At 63.8% G+C, this 15,966-nt stretch carries 13 protein-coding genes; 11 read left to right on the top strand and 2 right to left on the bottom strand.

Annotation, left to right across the window (positions count from 1 at the left end):
• Positions 1-49: 49 nt before the first annotated feature.
• Entirely contained in the window at positions 50-820 is a 771-nt protein-coding gene (locus EG244_RS01550; RefSeq protein ID WP_124963249.1) for an IclR family transcriptional regulator domain-containing protein, read from the bottom strand.
• 144 nt (positions 821-964) lie between these two features.
• On the opposite strand from EG244_RS01550, the gene pcaF reads away from it, so the two are divergent.
• From pcaF to EG244_RS01535, 3 genes are all read left to right on the top strand, one after another.
• The gene (pcaF, locus tag EG244_RS01545; RefSeq protein WP_124963248.1) at positions 965-2,164 is read left to right on the top strand and encodes a 3-oxoadipyl-CoA thiolase; all 1,200 of its coding nucleotides are present in this window, start codon (positions 965-967) and stop codon (positions 2,162-2,164) included.
• 762 nt (positions 2,165-2,926) lie between these two features.
• Complete coding sequence (locus tag EG244_RS01540; RefSeq protein WP_124963247.1) at positions 2,927-3,703, top strand: SDR family oxidoreductase; 777 nt, start codon at positions 2,927-2,929, stop codon at positions 3,701-3,703.
• Between the two features lie 75 nt (positions 3,704-3,778).
• Positions 3,779-4,522 carry an SDR family NAD(P)-dependent oxidoreductase gene (locus tag EG244_RS01535; protein WP_124963246.1) on the top strand — a complete coding sequence of 248 codons (744 nt, stop codon included), beginning with the start codon at positions 3,779-3,781 and terminating at the stop codon, positions 4,520-4,522.
• 38 nt (positions 4,523-4,560) lie between these two features.
• Here the strand turns inward: EG244_RS01535 and hglS are convergent, their stop codons facing one another.
• Complete coding sequence (hglS, locus tag EG244_RS01530; RefSeq protein ID WP_124963245.1) at positions 4,561-5,928, bottom strand: 2-oxoadipate dioxygenase/decarboxylase HglS; 1,368 nt, start codon at positions 5,926-5,928, stop codon at positions 4,561-4,563.
• A 190-nt stretch (positions 5,929-6,118) separates the two neighbouring features.
• On the opposite strand from hglS, the gene EG244_RS01525 reads away from it, so the two are divergent.
• From EG244_RS01525 to EG244_RS01490, 8 genes are all read left to right on the top strand, one after another.
• Positions 6,119-6,502, top strand: a complete 384-nt coding sequence (locus tag EG244_RS01525; protein WP_124963244.1) for a YbaN family protein — start codon at positions 6,119-6,121, stop codon at positions 6,500-6,502.
• 407 nt (positions 6,503-6,909) lie between these two features.
• Positions 6,910-8,109: an ABC transporter substrate-binding protein gene (locus EG244_RS01520; RefSeq protein WP_124963243.1), complete on the top strand. Its 1,200-nt coding sequence runs from the start codon at positions 6,910-6,912 to the stop codon at positions 8,107-8,109.
• A gap of 94 nt (positions 8,110-8,203) precedes the next feature.
• Positions 8,204-8,980 (top strand): ABC transporter ATP-binding protein, encoded by a 777-nt coding sequence (locus EG244_RS01515; protein ID WP_124963242.1) that lies wholly within the window; start codon positions 8,204-8,206, stop codon positions 8,978-8,980.
• On the top strand, positions 8,980-9,681 hold the full coding sequence (locus EG244_RS01510) for an ABC transporter ATP-binding protein (RefSeq protein ID WP_124963241.1): 702 nt from the start codon (positions 8,980-8,982) through the stop codon (positions 9,679-9,681). Before EG244_RS01515 ends, EG244_RS01510 begins: the two co-directional genes overlap by 1 nt.
• 1 nt (position 9,682) lies before the next feature.
• Positions 9,683-10,570 carry a branched-chain amino acid ABC transporter permease gene (locus EG244_RS01505; protein WP_124963240.1) on the top strand — a complete coding sequence of 296 codons (888 nt, stop codon included), beginning with the start codon at positions 9,683-9,685 and terminating at the stop codon, positions 10,568-10,570.
• Between the two features lies 1 nt (position 10,571).
• Positions 10,572-11,579, top strand: a complete 1,008-nt coding sequence (locus tag EG244_RS01500; RefSeq protein WP_124963239.1) for a branched-chain amino acid ABC transporter permease — start codon at positions 10,572-10,574, stop codon at positions 11,577-11,579.
• Between the two features lie 104 nt (positions 11,580-11,683).
• Positions 11,684-12,157, top strand: coding sequence for a MarR family winged helix-turn-helix transcriptional regulator (locus EG244_RS01495; protein ID WP_124963238.1), 474 nt, complete (start codon positions 11,684-11,686; stop codon positions 12,155-12,157).
• 252 nt (positions 12,158-12,409) lie between these two features.
• The gene (locus EG244_RS01490; protein ID WP_124963237.1) at positions 12,410-14,206 is read left to right on the top strand and encodes an FUSC family protein; all 1,797 of its coding nucleotides are present in this window, start codon (positions 12,410-12,412) and stop codon (positions 14,204-14,206) included.
• Positions 14,207-15,966 lie beyond the last annotated feature (1,760 nt).

The following is a 15,966-nucleotide window of genomic DNA, read 5'->3' as shown; positions in this document are numbered from 1 at the left end:
TTTCGCTTACCAAAAGGTAAAATTCAGCCGAATCGGCCAAAATCAGCCGTCAGTTGCCCCGCCGCAGCAGCGGCCGCAGTTCCAGCGCCAGGGCGCGCAGACGGGGCAGAAACTCCGCACAAAGCGCCTCGGCACTCGCACGCGAGACCGAGACCCCGGTGTTCAGCGCCGCCACCACCCGGCCATAGCTGTCCTGCAAAGGCACCGCGACCGAGCGCAGGCCCATCTCAATCTCCTGATCGATCAGCGCAAATCCCTGCTCGCGAACGCGGGCAAGTTCGGCCTCAATGTCAGAGATCCCGGTCAGGGTCTTTTCGGTCAGCGCGATCCGGGGCTGGCGCTCCAGCAGCGCCCGGGCCTCCTCGGGCGGCAGGGCGGCCAGCAGCACCCGGCCAAGCGACGAGCAAAAGGCCGGAAGACGCGAGCCGGGCATCAGCCCCACCGACATGATCTTGGTCTGCGCGGCGCGGGCGATGTAAACGATTTCCGGCCCGTCGAGGATGGCCACAGAACTGCTTTCGCCAAGGCCCTCTGACAGCCGGTCCAGCATCGGCTGCACGATCTGCGGCAGCGGCATCGCGGCCAGTGCCCCGGTGCCCAGCCGCAGAACCCGCGGCGTCAGGGTAAAGAATTTGCCGTCCCAGGTCGCATAGCCCTGATGCGCCAGGGTCAGCAGGCACCGCCGCGCGGTGGCGCGGTCCAGCCCGGTCCCTTCCGCCACTTCCGCAATGGTCTGGCGCGGGCGGGCCGCACTGAAGGTCTCAATGACGCGCAGGCCTTTGCTCAGGCCCCCCATCATATCCCTGTCAGCGATTTTCATATCTGCACCCCGGAATTTGTGCGCATAGCGAACAAATTACCCCTAAAGCATGGCAACCATTTACGCCAGAGCCCTTCAGGCCTAACCCCGGACTGTCCGGGCCAGGGCTCAGGGCAGCGATTGAGATCTGAGTGGAGGCGATCCATGACCGAAGTTTTCATCTGTGATTATATCCGGACCCCGATCGGGCGTTTCGGGGGCTCGCTTTCCTCGGTACGTGCCGACGATCTGGGGGCCATTCCGCTGAAAGCGCTGATGGCGCGCAATGCGAATGTCGACTGGGAAGCCGTTGATGACGTTATCTTTGGCTGTGCCAACCAGGCCGGCGAAGACAACCGCAACGTGGCGCGTATGTCCTCGCTGCTCGCAGGTCTGCCGATCGGCGTGACCGGCACCACGATCAACCGCCTCTGCGGCTCGGGCATGGATGCCGTCATCATGGCCGCCCGCGCGATCCGTTCGGGCGAGGCTGAGCTGATGATCGCAGGCGGCGTCGAATCGATGAGCCGCGCGCCCTTCGTCATGCCGAAAGCCGATACCGCTTTTTCGCGCCACGCCGAGATCCACGACACCACCATCGGCTGGCGCTTCGTCAACCCGCTGATGAAAGCGCAATATGGCGTCGATGCCATGCCGTTGACCGGTCAGAACGTGGCGGATGACTACAACATCCCGCGCGAGGCCCAGGACGCTATGGCGCTGTCGTCGCAGAACAAAGCCGCCGCGGCTCAGGCCAATGGCCGCCTTGCCAAAGAGATCACCCCGGTCACCATCCCGCAGCGCAAAGGCGATGCGATCGTGGTCGACAAGGATGAACATCCGCGCGCAACCACCATCGAGACGCTGGCAAAGCTGAAGCCGCTCTTTGCGAACGGCTCGGTCACCGCGGGGAACGCCTCGGGCGTGAACGACGGGGCCGCCGCGCTGATCCTTGCTTCGGCAGAGGCTGCGAAGAAATACGGCCTGACCCCGATCGCCCGCGTGCTCGGCGGTGCGACCGCAGGTGTGCCGCCGCGCATCATGGGCATCGGACCGGCCCCGGCTTCGGCGAAGCTGATGGCGCGCCTTGGCCTGACCCAGGCGGATTTCGACGTCATTGAGCTCAACGAGGCTTTCGCCGCTCAGGGCGTGGCCACGCTGCGCGAGCTTGGCATTGCCGATGACGATGCCCGCGTGAACCCCAACGGCGGGGCGATCGCCCTCGGCCACCCGCTGGGCATGTCGGGCGCCCGCATCACCGGCTCGGCCGCGCTGGAGCTGCAGTTGAACGGTGGCAAGCGCTCGCTCTCGACCATGTGCATCGGCGTGGGCCAGGGGATCGCCGTCGCGCTTGAGCGCGTCTGATCTCAGATCCGCCAAAAAATAAGAACGGGCAGCGATAAGCTGCCCGTTTTTTCGTCTTATGGTGAATATCTGAAGCTTCGGGGGCGCATCTGCTGTCCGCATGAGCGAACGGGTGTTAACCGCAGAGATGCTCCCCCGAAGCTGTGCCGCGCCTGCCTCCCCGCAGTTGCAGCCTCGGGAATGACTTCAGTCACCGGGACCCTCTCTGTCAAAGGGGAATTATAACAATTTGTTAACATGGCCGGCGATTTTCGCCGGCGACCCGCGACATGTTGTCCCAACGTCACAGTATATTTCTGCAATGCGGAATATAAAGCGCATGGTTTTGCTTTGCGCAGAATCACCGACCCGGCCTGGAGCTCAGGCTATTCGGATCATTCATTTCTGACACGATAGTCCATGCGCCTTCACTGTTGCCAGGAAACCCGGCCGCAGATGACAATCAGACGGACGGCTGCACCTGGTCTGAGCGCCCAATGGCTGCCCTTGCTTCAGCTTATCCCCCGGTGAGGGCTTTCCGCCCTCCCCGGACCCCACCCGAGAGTATTTTTAAAAGCCAAAGACAAAAGAAGGGCGCCGATCCGGGCGGTTATAATTTTGGCTTTTCTTAAATACTCTGCGGAGGGTCCGGGAGGTGCAAAACCTCCCGGGGGCAGCCCCATATACGGCGGCCTGCCTGGCGGCTTTCCCGGCGTCAGGCTTGCGCCTCCGTTCGGTGCTGAACTAGCCTGCGGCAGGTGCAATCGGGCGGGGAGAGCGACGATGGGCGAAGCGTGTCTGTTTTCACTGGCGGGTCGGGTGGCCCTGGTCACGGGCGGCACCCGGGGTGTCGGGCGGATGATCGCTGATGGCCTCGAGAATCAGGGCGCGCGGGTCTATGTGGCCTCGCGCAAAGCCGGGGACGGGGAGCTGCTGAAAGGGGGGCTGCGCGCTCTGCAGGCCGATGTCAGCACGCATGCCGGGATCACAGATCTGGCGCAGCGCTTTGCTGCGCTTGAGCCGCAGCTCGATATTCTGGTCAATAATGCCGGAGTGGCCTGGGGCGCGCGGCTTGAAGATGTGGATGAGCGCAGCTGGGACCGGGTGATGGCGGTCAACCTGAAAGCCCCTTTCTTTATGGCGCAGGCCTTTCTGCCTCTGCTGCACGCCTCGGCGGCCACTGGCAGGAAGGCGAAAGTGATCAATATCGGCTCGATTGACGGGCTTTGGGTCAATGCCTGGGAGACCTATGCCTATCAGGCCTCCAAGGCGGGGCTGCAGCATTTGACGCGTCGTCTTGCGGCTGAGCTGATCGGACAGGGGATTGTGGTCAATGCCATCGCACCGGGCGCTTTCCCCAGCGATATGAACCGGGCCGCCCGGGACCGCGGCGAGGCAATCTCGGCTGCAATCCCGGCTGGGCGCGTGGGCACGCCTGAGGATATGGCGGCGGCGGCGGTCTATCTTGCGTCGCGCGGGGGGGATTATGTCGTGGGCTCCGTTCTCGCGGTGGACGGGGGGCTGGTCTATGCCAATCCCGGAAATATGGGGTCTGCCTGAGAGACCCCGGTCGCTTTCTCCTGGCTGCGGCGCGGGGCGCGGGTCATAAGGCAGCAGAGAGCGACGGAGGGCAGAATGGACGGAACCAGCAGAGTGGCCGTGGTAACCGGCGGGCTGAGCGGGATTGGCCGCGCCATTGCAGAGCGCCTGAGCGCGGGGGGGATGCGGGTCATCACCGGCTCGCGCCGGGGCGGCTGCCTCTCGGCTGATATCGCGGGGCATGCTCTGGATGTGACCGCGCCGGAAAGCGTTGCGGCCTTCACAGAAAGCGTCCTGCGCGATTATGGGCGCATCGATGTGTTGGTGAATGCCGCCGGGATCTATGAAGAGGCGGCGCTGAAAGATCACAGCGAGGCGCTTTGGACCCGCACGCTGGATGTCAATCTCTCGGGCAGTTTTCGCATGATCCGGGCGGTGTTTCCGATCATGCAGACCCAGGGCTACGGGCGGATCCTCAATATTGCCTCTGTTGCGGCGCATCAGGGCATGGCGGGGAATGCGGCCTATTGCGCCTCCAAGGCGGGGCTGCTGGGGCTGGGGCGCTGCACCGCGCTTGAAGGGGCGGCGCATGGCATCACCTGCAACAGCCTCAGCCCCACCTGGGTGGAAACCGAGATGTTGCAGGGGTTTATGGCGGCTGATGTGGCCCGCACGGGGCGCAGCGCCGCAGAGGTCCGGGCCGATTATGCCGCCACGAACCCCCAGGGGGCGCTGGTGCAGCCGGGCGAAGTTGCGGCCCTGGCTGCGTTTTTGACCTCTGAGGAGGCGCGGGCGATCACCATGGCGGATTATCAGATCAACGCAGGCGCGCTTTGGTAATGCAAAGCCCCGGCCGTGAGGGCCGGGGCTTTGGCGGATCAGGCGAAGGCGGCAAGCACCTCGCGGGCTGAGCGCGCGCGGGCGGCCTCATACATGGCGAAAGGATCGAGCGGCGTAGCCCCGAGAGCGGCGATAAACTCGCGCTCGGCGGCGTTTTCATCGCCGTAATCGCGCTCGCCGCCCTCTCCGAGGTTCGACTGGAAGATGCCTGCGGCAGAGACCGGCAGGAAATCCTCATAGACGATGGGCGAAAGGGTCACGAGACCGGCCCCGATCAGGGCGGCCAGATCCTTGCCGCGCCCGGCTGTGCGATCCGCGCCTGGTGCGGCCACATAGCGGAAATAGGCCAGATCTTCGGCATAAAGCACGGCCTCTTCATCGGGGAAGGCTGCAAAAACCTGATGGAGGACGCGGTTATATTCTTCGGCTGAGACCTTGCGGGTCCGCGCCATCACCTCACCCAGAAGGCGGTCGTAAAGCGCGCGGCCCTTTGGGGTCAGCGCCACGCCGCGCTGCTCAATCTCGCCGAAACGGGCGGTATGGGTGCCCGCAGCCTCGGTCCCGTCACCATCGGCAAAGCGGATCTGTTCTTCGAGCGCCTTAAAGCTGGTCTGGCGCAGCAGGATCATCACCCGGCGCTCGGGCGGCCCCTCAATCGTGTCTTTCGGCGAAATCCCATGGGCGGGCATCAGATCCTGGGTGCGGTCGATGTCGAGGGTGCGCGGCGTCAGGTGGTTGATATGCGGGCCGCGGAAACAGACCACATCCGCGATCAGCCGATGCGCGTCATGCATGCGCTGGTAGGTCGCAAGCGAGACGGGGGCGGCCTCATGCCAGCGGAAGGTCTCAAGGGCTTCGGCGACGAATTCATCGGCGCGCGCCGCCTCCAGACCGCCCTCGGTGTCGCACAGATCGAGCAGCGCGCGCAGACGCGGCGTGAAGATATCGCGGGCGGCCAGAATAGCGCGGGCCTCTTCGCGCAGCGCCTCATCTTTGATGAGTTCCAGACGCAGCAGCGAGGTGAAGACCCGGAAGGGATTGGCCGCAAGCGCCGCATCGTCCACCGGACGGAAGGCGGTGGAATGGACCGGGATCCCGGCCACCGAGAGGTCATAATAGCCAACCGCCACCATGCCCATGACGCCAAAGACCCGCGCCATGGTGGCAAGCTCTTCGGCGGTGCCAAGGCGGATTGCGCCATGACGCTCAAGGTTCAGCCGGCCGATTTCACCGGCGGCCTCCAGCCGGGCCTTCAGCGCCGGATCAGAGGCCATGGTCGCGGCATTGGTCTGTGCGACGATCTCAAGCAGGGTGCCATATTGCGGCACTTCGGCCTGATACATATCCGACATGGCGCGGGAAAAGCGGGTGCGGATGTCATCGGGCGTAACAAAGGGGAGGCGCATTTCGATTCCTGGTCTCAATTCCGCTGCGCAGAGTGATCCCTCGGATAACTAAAGGCAAATTCCGTTTGCGACTGTGATGATGAGCGGGACGCATCGCCTGTCACAGGATGTTGCGCTTTTTGCAGGCGCAGGCACGGTGCGGCCTGATATAGAGAGGGGCGGCCACCGCCCGCTGAGAGACTGCCCTGAGATGACTGAGCCCCGACGGACTCCGCCGCCCCTGCGCTTTGCCTGGTTTGTGCTGGGCTGTCTGATGCTGGTATTGGGGATCATCGGGGCGGTGCTGCCGGTCATGCCGACCACCGTTTTTCTGATCCTTGCGGCCTGGTTTTTCGGCCGCTCTTCGCCACGGCTTGAAGCCTGGCTGCTGCGCCATCCGACCTTTGGGCCGCCGCTTCAGGCCTGGCGTCTGCGCGGGGCCGTGCCGCGCAAAGCCAAGGGGGCGGCCGTTCTGGGCATGACGCTTGGCTATGCGGGCTTTCTGGGCATGGCCGGACCCTCTGCTGGGCTGGCGGTGGCGGTGGCGGCTCCGATCCTGCTGTCGGCGCTGTTCCTGCTGACCCGGCCGGACTGATGGCGACTGCGGTTTTTTAAGGCAGCTTTCTGCCTTTGCGAGGCATCTGCACGTTATGCGTGCACTGAGCCGCAATCGCCCCCGGCGCAGGGCGATTGCCGGCCTGCGGCGCAAAGTGACGGTACGTTCATGTTTGAGAATTTACTTTGAGGATGAGCCGCCTGTGGTAATCATCACCCGTCGCCCAAGAGGAGGGCGACACCGCCTGTGGCCCCCCGGGGACGCGGCGGATGAGGAGACGACCCCTGCGGCAGCGGGCTGACCCGCCGCTCAGGCTGACAGACTTTAGACCTGTAAGACCATCCCGGAACTACCTGTTCCGGGAGCGATAAACTGTGCGCCCGACGCGGGCCAAAAGAGCCTGCACGGGTGGCCCTATGTGAAGACCTCGGGAGGGAATTCGATCCATGCGTCACTTTTTGATTTCGACCACTGCACTGCTGGCTCTGTCCGGTGCCGCCTTTGCTGAGGCCAGCAATGGCAGCGTGAAAATCGGTATCCTGAACGACCAGTCGGGCGTTTATGCTGATTTCGGCGGTAAATTCTCTTATGAAGCGGCCCGGATGGCGGCGGAAGATTTCGGCGGCACCGTGCTGGGTGTGCCGGTTGAGGTGATCACCGCCGACCACCAGAACAAAGCCGATATCGCCTCGTCGATCGCGCGCAAATGGTATGACACCGAAGGCGTCGATGCGGTCATGGAGCTGACCTCGTCTTCCGTGGGTCTGGCCGTGCAGGCGCTCTCGAAAGAGGCCAAAAAGATCACCATCAACACCGGTGCGGCCACCACCGAGCTGACCGGTGCGCAGTGCTCGCCCTATGGCTTCCACTGGGCCTATGACACCCACGCGCTGGCGACCGGCGTCGGCGGCGCGCTGGTGCAGGAAGGCGGCGACAGCTGGTACTTCCTGACCGCAGACTACGCTTTTGGCTATTCGCTGGAAGAGCAGACCTCGAATTTCGTGAATTCGAACGGCGGTAAAGTGCTCGGCTCGGTCCGTCACCCGCTGGCGACCACGGATTATTCGTCCTTCCTGCTGCAGGCGCAGGCCTCGGGCGCGAAGGTTGTGGGCATGGCCAACGCCGGAATGGACACCCAGAACGCCATCAAACAGGCGGCGGAATTCGGCATCACCGCCGGGGGCCAGAAAATCGCAGCGCTGCTCTTCACCCTGGCGGAAGTCAACGGCATCGGGCTCGACTCGGCGCAGGGGCTGAACCTCGTGGAAAGCTTCTACTGGAACCGCGACGACGAAAGCCGCGAATTCGGCAAGCGCTTCTTTGAGCGCACCGGCGCGATGCCGAACATGATTCATGCCGGCACCTATTCCGCCGTCATGTCCTATCTGAAGGCGATTGAGGCTGCAGGCACCGATGAGACCGAAGCGGTTGCCAAAAAGATGCATGAACTGCCCGTCAGCGATGTTTTCGCCCGCAACGGCAAAGTGCTGCCGAACGGCCGGATGATCACCGATGTTTACCTCATGGAAGTGAAAAAGCCCGGCGAGAGCGACACGCCCTGGGATTATTACACCGTCAAAGCCACCATCCCGGCTGAGACCGCCTTCATGACGTTCGAAAACTCGGGCTGCCCGGCCACCAACTGAGACTGATCCGGAGGGGGCGCGCCTGCGCGGCCCCTCCGCCTGGTCCGGGCGACAGGCCGGACCCAACAGAGAAACTTCACGGACGGGGACTGAAATGACATACGCCACCCCCCAGGCTGACGGGCCGCGCGTGGTGCTTTCCGCGCGGGGACTGGGCAAAGATTTCGCAGGTTTCACCGCGGTGAATAATGTGAATCTTGATCTGCACCATGCGCAGATCCATGCCCTGATTGGACCGAACGGCGCGGGAAAAACGACCGTTTTCAACCTCTTGACTAAATTCCTGCAGCCTACGCGTGGCGAGATTACGCTGCTGGGCCAGGACATCACCAAAATGAAACCCGACCGCGTCGCCCGCATGGGCATGGTGCGCTCCTTTCAGATTTCCGCCGTTTTTCCGCATCTGACGGTGCTGGAAAATCTGCGCGTGGCGCTTCAGCGCCCGAACGGGCTGGCAACGCAGTTCTGGAAGCCGCTTTCATCGCTGGAAACGCTCGATCCGCGCGCGGATGAGCTGATCGCCGAACTCGGCCTCTCGCCCTGGCGCGACCGCCGCGCGGCGGATCTGTCCTACGGCCGCAAGCGCGTGCTGGAGATCGCGACCACCCTCGCGCTGGATCCGCAGGTGCTGCTGCTTGATGAGCCGATGGCGGGGATGGGGCGCGAAGATGTGGCCATGGTCGCCGATATCATCCGCAATGTCGCCAAAACCCGCGCCGTGCTGATGGTTGAGCATAACCTGAGCGTTGTGGCCGATATCTGCCACCATGTCACCGTGCTGCAGCGCGGTGAAATCATCGCCGAGGGCGATTACGCAACCGTGTCACAGGATGCCCGCGTGCGCACAGCTTATATGGGGGTCGAAGCCTGATGAAACCCCTTCTGGAACTGAAAAATGTCGAAGCCTGGTATGGCGAAAGCCATGTGTTGCACGGCGTGAATATGCATGTCGCCGAAGGCGAGATGATCTGTATTCTCGGCCGCAACGGCATGGGTAAAACCACCACTTTGCGCACCATCATGGGCAACCTGAGAAAGCGTACCGGTGAGATCACCTTCGCGGGCAAAGATCTGATCACCACGCCTTTGCACCGCGTGGCCCATACCGGCATCGGTTATGTGCCCGAAGAGCGCGGGATTTTCGCCACCCTCTCAGTCGAAGAAAACCTGATGCTTCCCCCGGTTGTGGCGGGTGGCGGCATGCCGCTGCGCGAGATCTATGATCTGTTCCCCAACCTCGAAGAGCGCCGCAATTCCCCCGGCACCAAGCTTTCGGGCGGCGAGCAGCAGATGCTGGCCATGGCGCGCATTCTGCGCACCGGCGCGCGCTGCATCCTGCTGGATGAGCCGACGGAGGGGCTGGCCCCGGTCATCATCCAGCGCATCGGCGAGGTGCTGGTGCAGCTGAAGAAACGCGGCATGACCGTGGTGCTGGTCGAGCAGAACTTCCGCTTTGCCGCTCAGGTCGCGGACCGCTTTTATCTGATGGATCACGGGCAGATGACCGCTGAATTCCCCGTCAGTGAACTGGCAGCTCAGATGGGCATGCTGAACCGCGAGCTGGGGGTCTGAGATGACGATGATTTTTGGCATTCCGATCCAGGCCCTGATGGGGCAGCTGCTGCTGGGCCTGATCAACGGCTCGTTCTATGCGCTGCTCTCGCTGGGGCTGGCGGTGATCTTTGGCCTGTTGCGGGTCATCAACTTTGCCCATGGCGCGCAATATATGCTGGGCGCTTTTGCGGCGCTTCTGCTGCTGCAGTCGGGCGGGATCAGCTATTGGGTGGCGCTGGCGCTTTCGCCGCTGATCGTGGGGATTGTGGCGGCTTTTGTTGAGCGGACCATGCTGGCGCGGCTTTACAAGCTCGATCACCTTTACGGGCTTCTCTTCACCTTCGGCCTGGCCCTGGTGATTGAAGGCACCTTCCGCTACTTCTTCGGTGCCTCCGGCAAACCCTATCCCGCGCCTGCGGCCCTGACCGGGGTGGTGAACCTTGGCTTCATGGTGCTGCCGATCTATCGCGGCTGGGTGGTTGTCGCCTCGCTGGTGATCTGCCTTTCGGTCTGGGCTTTGATTGAAAAGACCCGCCTTGGCGCAACCCTGCGGGCCGCCACGGAAAATCCGGTTCTGGTGCAGAACTTCGGCATCAATGTGCCGCTGCTGCTGACGCTGACCTATGCGCTTGGCGCGGGCCTTGCGGCGATCGCGGGCGTGCTGGCGGCCCCGGTCTACCAGGTCTCGCCGTTGATGGGCACGCAGATCATCATCGTGGTCTTTGCGGTGGTCGTTGTGGGCGGCATGGGCTCTATCATGGGGGCCATCGTCACCGGTTATCTCCTGGGCATCGCCGAGGGGCTGACCAAGGTCTTCTACCCCGAGGCCTCCAATATCGTGATCTTCGTCATCATGGCGATTGTTCTGATCCTGCGCCCGGCGGGTCTTTTTGGGAAGGATGTGTAACATGGCACATGGAGCTGCTCATTCCGCGGGCGCTGAGGAAGGCACCGTTCAGCTGCATCCCAAAGCACCCACCATCCGCCTGGTGATTGTCGGGCTGATGATCCTTGGCCTGATCTTTGCGCCCTGGTTCGCCTATCCGATCTTTGTGATGAAGCTGATGTGCTTTGCGCTTTTTGCCTCAGCCTTCAACCTGCTGCTGGGCTATACCGGGCTTTTGTCCTTTGGCCATGCGGCCTTCTTCGGGGGGGCGGCCTATTTTACCGCCCATGCCGCCAAAGTCTGGGGCTTTACGCCGGAGCTGGCTTTGCTGATCGGCATGACGGGGGCGGCGCTGATCGGGCTGGTGATCGGGCTGATCGCGCTGCGCCGCACGGGGATTTATTTCACCATGATTACCCTGGCGCTGTCGCAGATGTTCTTCTTCTTCTGCCTGCAGTCGCCCTTCACCCATGGCGAGGACGGCATTCAGTCGGTGCCGCGCGGCCATCTTTTCGGGGTGATCGATCTCGGGCCGACGATGAATATGTATTACTTCGTCTTTGCCGTGGTGATGCTGGGCCTTCTGGTGATCTGGCGCTTCGTGAATTCGCCCTTCGGGATGATCCTGAAGTCGATCCGCGAGAATGAGAACCGCGCGATTTCGCTGGGCTATTCGGTGGTCAGCTACAAGCTGGGCGCTTTCGTGATGTCGGCAGCCCTTGCGGGTCTTGCCGGGGGTCTGAAATCGCTGGTCTTTCAATCAGCGACCCTGACGGATGTGTCCTGGCAGATGTCGGGCGAAGTGGTGCTGATGACGCTTCTGGGCGGGATCGCCACGCTGACGGGGCCTTTCTTTGGCGCGGGCATCGTGGTGACGCTGCAGAACTATCTCGCCACCTCCAGCTTCCCGGTGACGATCCTGACGGGTCTGGTGTTCATGGTCTGCGTGCTGATCTTCCGCCGCGGTCTGATCGGCGAGTTCTACGCCTCAAAACTCGGCCAGAAACTCGGCTATCGCACCGAGACCTGAGGCGATCTCAGCCGGAACGATAAAGGACGGGCGCGGGAGATTTCCTCCGCGCCCGTTTTCCGTTACCCCTGAGGCCTGTTTCACGGCCTGGGGAGAGACTGAACATGCCCGAAGAAGACATCCGCTCGCGTTTCGGACGGGAGATGTTCGCCGTCGCCCGGGTCTGGCGGCGCGCGCTGACGCGTCATGCGGTGACGCTGGGGATCTCGGACGGGCAATGGGCGGTGCTCGATAACCTCAACCGCTCGGGCGAGGGGGTGCCGCAGTCGGTGCTGGCCGACCGCATGGGGCTGGAACGCTCAGGGCTTGTGCGGCTGTTGCGCGAGATGGAGGCCGCGGGCCTGACGCATCGCGACCCTGACCCCCAGGACGCCCGCAGCCGGATCGTGTCGATGACCGATCAGGGCCGCGAGATGGCGGCGCGCATTCTGGATGTGGTATTGCCGATTGACCTCCATCTGCTGCGCCAGCGGTCAGATGCAGAGCTGAACCTGATGCTGGAATGGCTGAGCCAGGTCCGCGCGCGCATTGAAGATCTTCCCGCAGAGGGGCCTGAAGCAGAAGAGACCTCCTGCTGATGGGCGAAAAGAGAATGACATATCAGTTATTTTGATTTCGGGTCACTTTGGCATCACGAAATATGACGCTGCGTCATCCTGGCCATTTCCGCGACCACATGCCATAAAAATGGGCATCCTCTCTGCATTTCAGTCGCATCTGGTATATCCCATCTTTCAAACGCATGACTGATCACCTATTTGAAAGAGACCCTCCCGCAACCTGAGTCGCGGGAGGCAGCATCATTCGGATGCGCGCGGAAAGGATGAGCCATGCTGAGACCCCCTCTGAGTGCCCTCGGGTTCGATCCCGCCCGGCTCAGCATGGGCTTTCGCACGGCCATCGGCTGCTGCATCGCGCTGTTTCTGGCCCAGATCCTCGGGCTGGAGCATCCGCAATGGGCGGGCATGTCGGTCTGGGCGGCAGCGCAGCCGCTGCGCGGTCAGGTCTTTGAGAAAAGCGCCTTTCGTTTTCTGGGCACCGTGATCGGCACCGGGGTCGGGATCTGCCTCGTGCTGTTGAGCCAGATTGAGATCAGCCTGATGGTGACGGCGCTGGCGCTTTGGATCGGGCTTTGCACCTGGGGCGCGGGCCTGCGGCGCGGGATTCCGGGCTATGGCATTGCACTTGCCGGCTATTCCGCCTCGCTGGTGGCGCTGATTGATGTGGGTCGGCCCGAGCAGGTGCTTGCGCTTGGTGCGGACAGGCTGGCGACGGTGCTGCTGGGCGTGCTGGTCGGCACGCTGATCGCCCAGGCCTTTGCGCCGGGGCGGGCGGCGGACGGGCTGCAGGGCAGGGTGCGCCGCCATGTGGCCCGCATCCTGCGCGCCCGCGCCGCCGGTCCGATGCCGGATGCCGAAGCCCAGGTTTTGCTGGCGAAACTGGCGGCGCTGGATGAAAGCCTTGATGCGCATGGCGCAGGTTCGGCCGCGGGGCGCCAGGCTTTGCGCGCGGCCCGCCGTCTGGTGCTGGCGGGCACCGCCCTGGTGCTGGAGGGTGAAAACCCGCCGCCCGCGCCGCTGCGCGATCTGCACCGCCTTGCCGATCACCTGGAACAGGGCCGCGATGAGGCGGCTTTTGCGCTCTGCCAGGGCCATCCCGGCCTGAGCGATCTGGCCCTCTCGCTGCGCGCCCTTGAGGCCGCCGCTCCGGCCCCGCTGAGGGTGCCGCAGCACAGCGATCCCGCCGGCGCACGCGAGGCCGGGCTGCGCGCCTTTGGCGCGATCCTGATCTTTGGCCTTGGCTGGGCGCTGTCGGGCTGGGCGCCGGGGGCCTTCATGCTGCTGGGGCTTTCGGTGATGATCTCGGTTTTCTCCTCCTTTGAGACGCCGGTTCTGATCATGCGCCATGTGCTGCTGGGCCAGGTGCTGGCGGTGGCGGCCATGCTGATCTGTCAACTTCTGCTCTGGCCTCTGGTCAGCACAGAGATGGGGCAGATCGCGATGATGATGCCCTTTCTGCTGCTCGGCCCGTTTCTCAGCGCGCATCGCCGCACGGGGATTGCGGCGCTTGATTTTCACATGGTGTTCCTGCTGCTCTCGCAACCGCAGATCCCCTTTCTGGCGGAACCCGCAGGTCTTCTGGCCAAGGGGCTGGCCGTGGTGGCGGCCCCGGTTCTGGCCTGGGGTCTTTTCGCGCTGATCTGGCCCGCAGGCCCGGTGCGGCGGCTGGAGCATCTGCGCCTTGCGATGCTGGCCGATCTTTCCGCGCTGGCCGCCAGTGAGGCCGGGGGCGATCACGCCCCGCGCAGCCGCAGCCGTCTCTTGCTGCGGGCCCTGCCTGCGGCGGCCTTTGCGCAGAAGGTCACGCCGGGCGATCCGGCCCTGCTGCGCCGCGCCCGCGCCATGCTGGTGCTGCAAAACGGCATCACCGCGCTTCAGGGTCTGAAGGAGGCGCCTGGCCGCGAGGGCCGCGCCGCCCGCGCCGCTTTGAAACGCCTTGAGATGCTGAGCACCGCGCCCGCATCGGCCCTTCACGGCCTGCGCCACATCGCCGAACACGCGCCCGCGCCGATCCGCGACGTCACACGCGCCCTGGTCCCTGCGCTGCTGCGGGCGGCACAAGAGTAAACATAACTCTGATTATCAACCTTTGATCAGATCTCAGCCCCCTCCGGTCTGCCCCCCAGATAACGTCCAAGATGCCCGTATTTTGACCGCGCCGCACATATAATGATCCCTGGTTTCCCGAAGTCAGATATAATGATTATATATCATGATCTTGTGCAGCTTCCTGTCCGCTTCCGCAGGCAGAAAACTGCGGCTACAGAACACTCGGCGGTGCGGCTGCACTCAATCGGGACGCTTTCGGCGACACCGGATGCCCCAAGCCGGCCACCGCGACCTGATCCCCTGTCGGACCCCACCGACATCCACCCGAGAGCACCGGAAAGCGACCGCTTTTCGGACCGGTGCCCTCCGCGGCCGCTTCAAGACCCATCTGGTGACGCACCGGGCCGCCAGGGATCCGGATCTGGCCGAAAAGCCCTTGCACCCCGCTGTCCTCAAGTCCCTCATGCGCGAATTGAGCTTTGCCGCGGCCGAGAAGATCGCCGCCGAACTGCACACGGAAACGCCCCGGACGGGCCCGGCACGGCTTAGGCGGCGCTGAGCCGGGTCGGCCTGGTCAGGCATATTCTGCGGACCAAAGGGGCCAATCCTATCGTTGTGGCGGACGAGGTCGCGAAGGCCGGAGCCGTCACCCCGACACGGAGTCAGGCCGACGGGCCGGCGGAGGTCATGCTGCCCCTGATGGAGCCTCCGGCGGCAAAGCGCCGGATCTGTTCCTGTGATCAGGTGCCGTTCGACAGGAGCCGGGTCGGCCGGATCCTGACGTACAGTACCCCGGCCCTGCTCCCTGAGCCCTTTCTGAGCCGCTGCCCGCCGCTCCATCTGCGCCACCGCAGCGCCGATGAGCGCACGGCATTGGTGCGCTGCGAGCGGGAAAAGCGGGCGCTTTCCGAGACAGCCATCGAGGCCATGGCCGAGGGTCTGGCACATCCGTCCGTCCGGGATCCCCGCCCGGGCCTTCGGATCGCGGCCCGCAGGCTGCAGCGCGCCTCCGACCTGAAAAACGCGCCGGTTCTGCACAGCACCGTTCACAGGATACATGTGATGAAATTGTCCCCCGGAACTCGGCCTGTCCTTCGAGGGGATCCTAAATGCCATCGCGGCCGCCGAAGCGGGCCTGTCCGCGGCGGAATGGGTCGAAGCCCCGCTCATTGATCTCTGGCGCCCGCCCACCTTCGGCCCCCGGAGATCGGCAGCGATTACATCACCACCTCAGCGCTCATCGCGCTCCACCGCGAGCGGGGCTGGGCCCGGATCCGGTGGAGCGCGCCGCACCTCTCCCGGGCTTGTTTTTCGGTACCTCGGCTCATCCCTCTGGCCTGAGAGCCACGGATTTCTACCTGCCCGGATTTGAGGTCATCGCCGTGCTGTTGCGCAAATCAGCCTTGGGTTAGACCTCTTCTTAACCCGCCTGGTTTTATGCGACACGGGTGGCCATCGGTGCTTCAACGCCCGGCTACAAGCCCGCCAGTGGCTGGTCTTATAGCGGGGCTTCGAAGGACAGCTCATGCCGACAGCGCAGCCGGATCAGGCAGGACACTGCATCCTGAAAGATTTGTGCATCAGCGCCCAATCGTCGGGAAAACGATCCTCCTCCGTCCCGGGTTCCCGGCTCCGCTCCGCGCGCACTCAGGCCTGCCGTTAAGCCGATGGCGGGCAGGGCCTCAGTATAGCAGCTCGGATGGCCTGCGTGGTCGTGGCGCGGCCATGGCGAAACTGTCCCACGGGGCATCCTTCCCTTCCCCGAAAAGAGCGCACCA

This window comes from Falsigemmobacter faecalis (genome assembly GCF_003863335.1).
GTDB classification, from domain to species: domain Bacteria; phylum Pseudomonadota; class Alphaproteobacteria; order Rhodobacterales; family Rhodobacteraceae; genus Wagnerdoeblera; species Wagnerdoeblera faecalis.
Note: the sequence above shows the minus strand (reverse complement) of the source record. Positions and strands in the feature narration are given on the sequence as shown.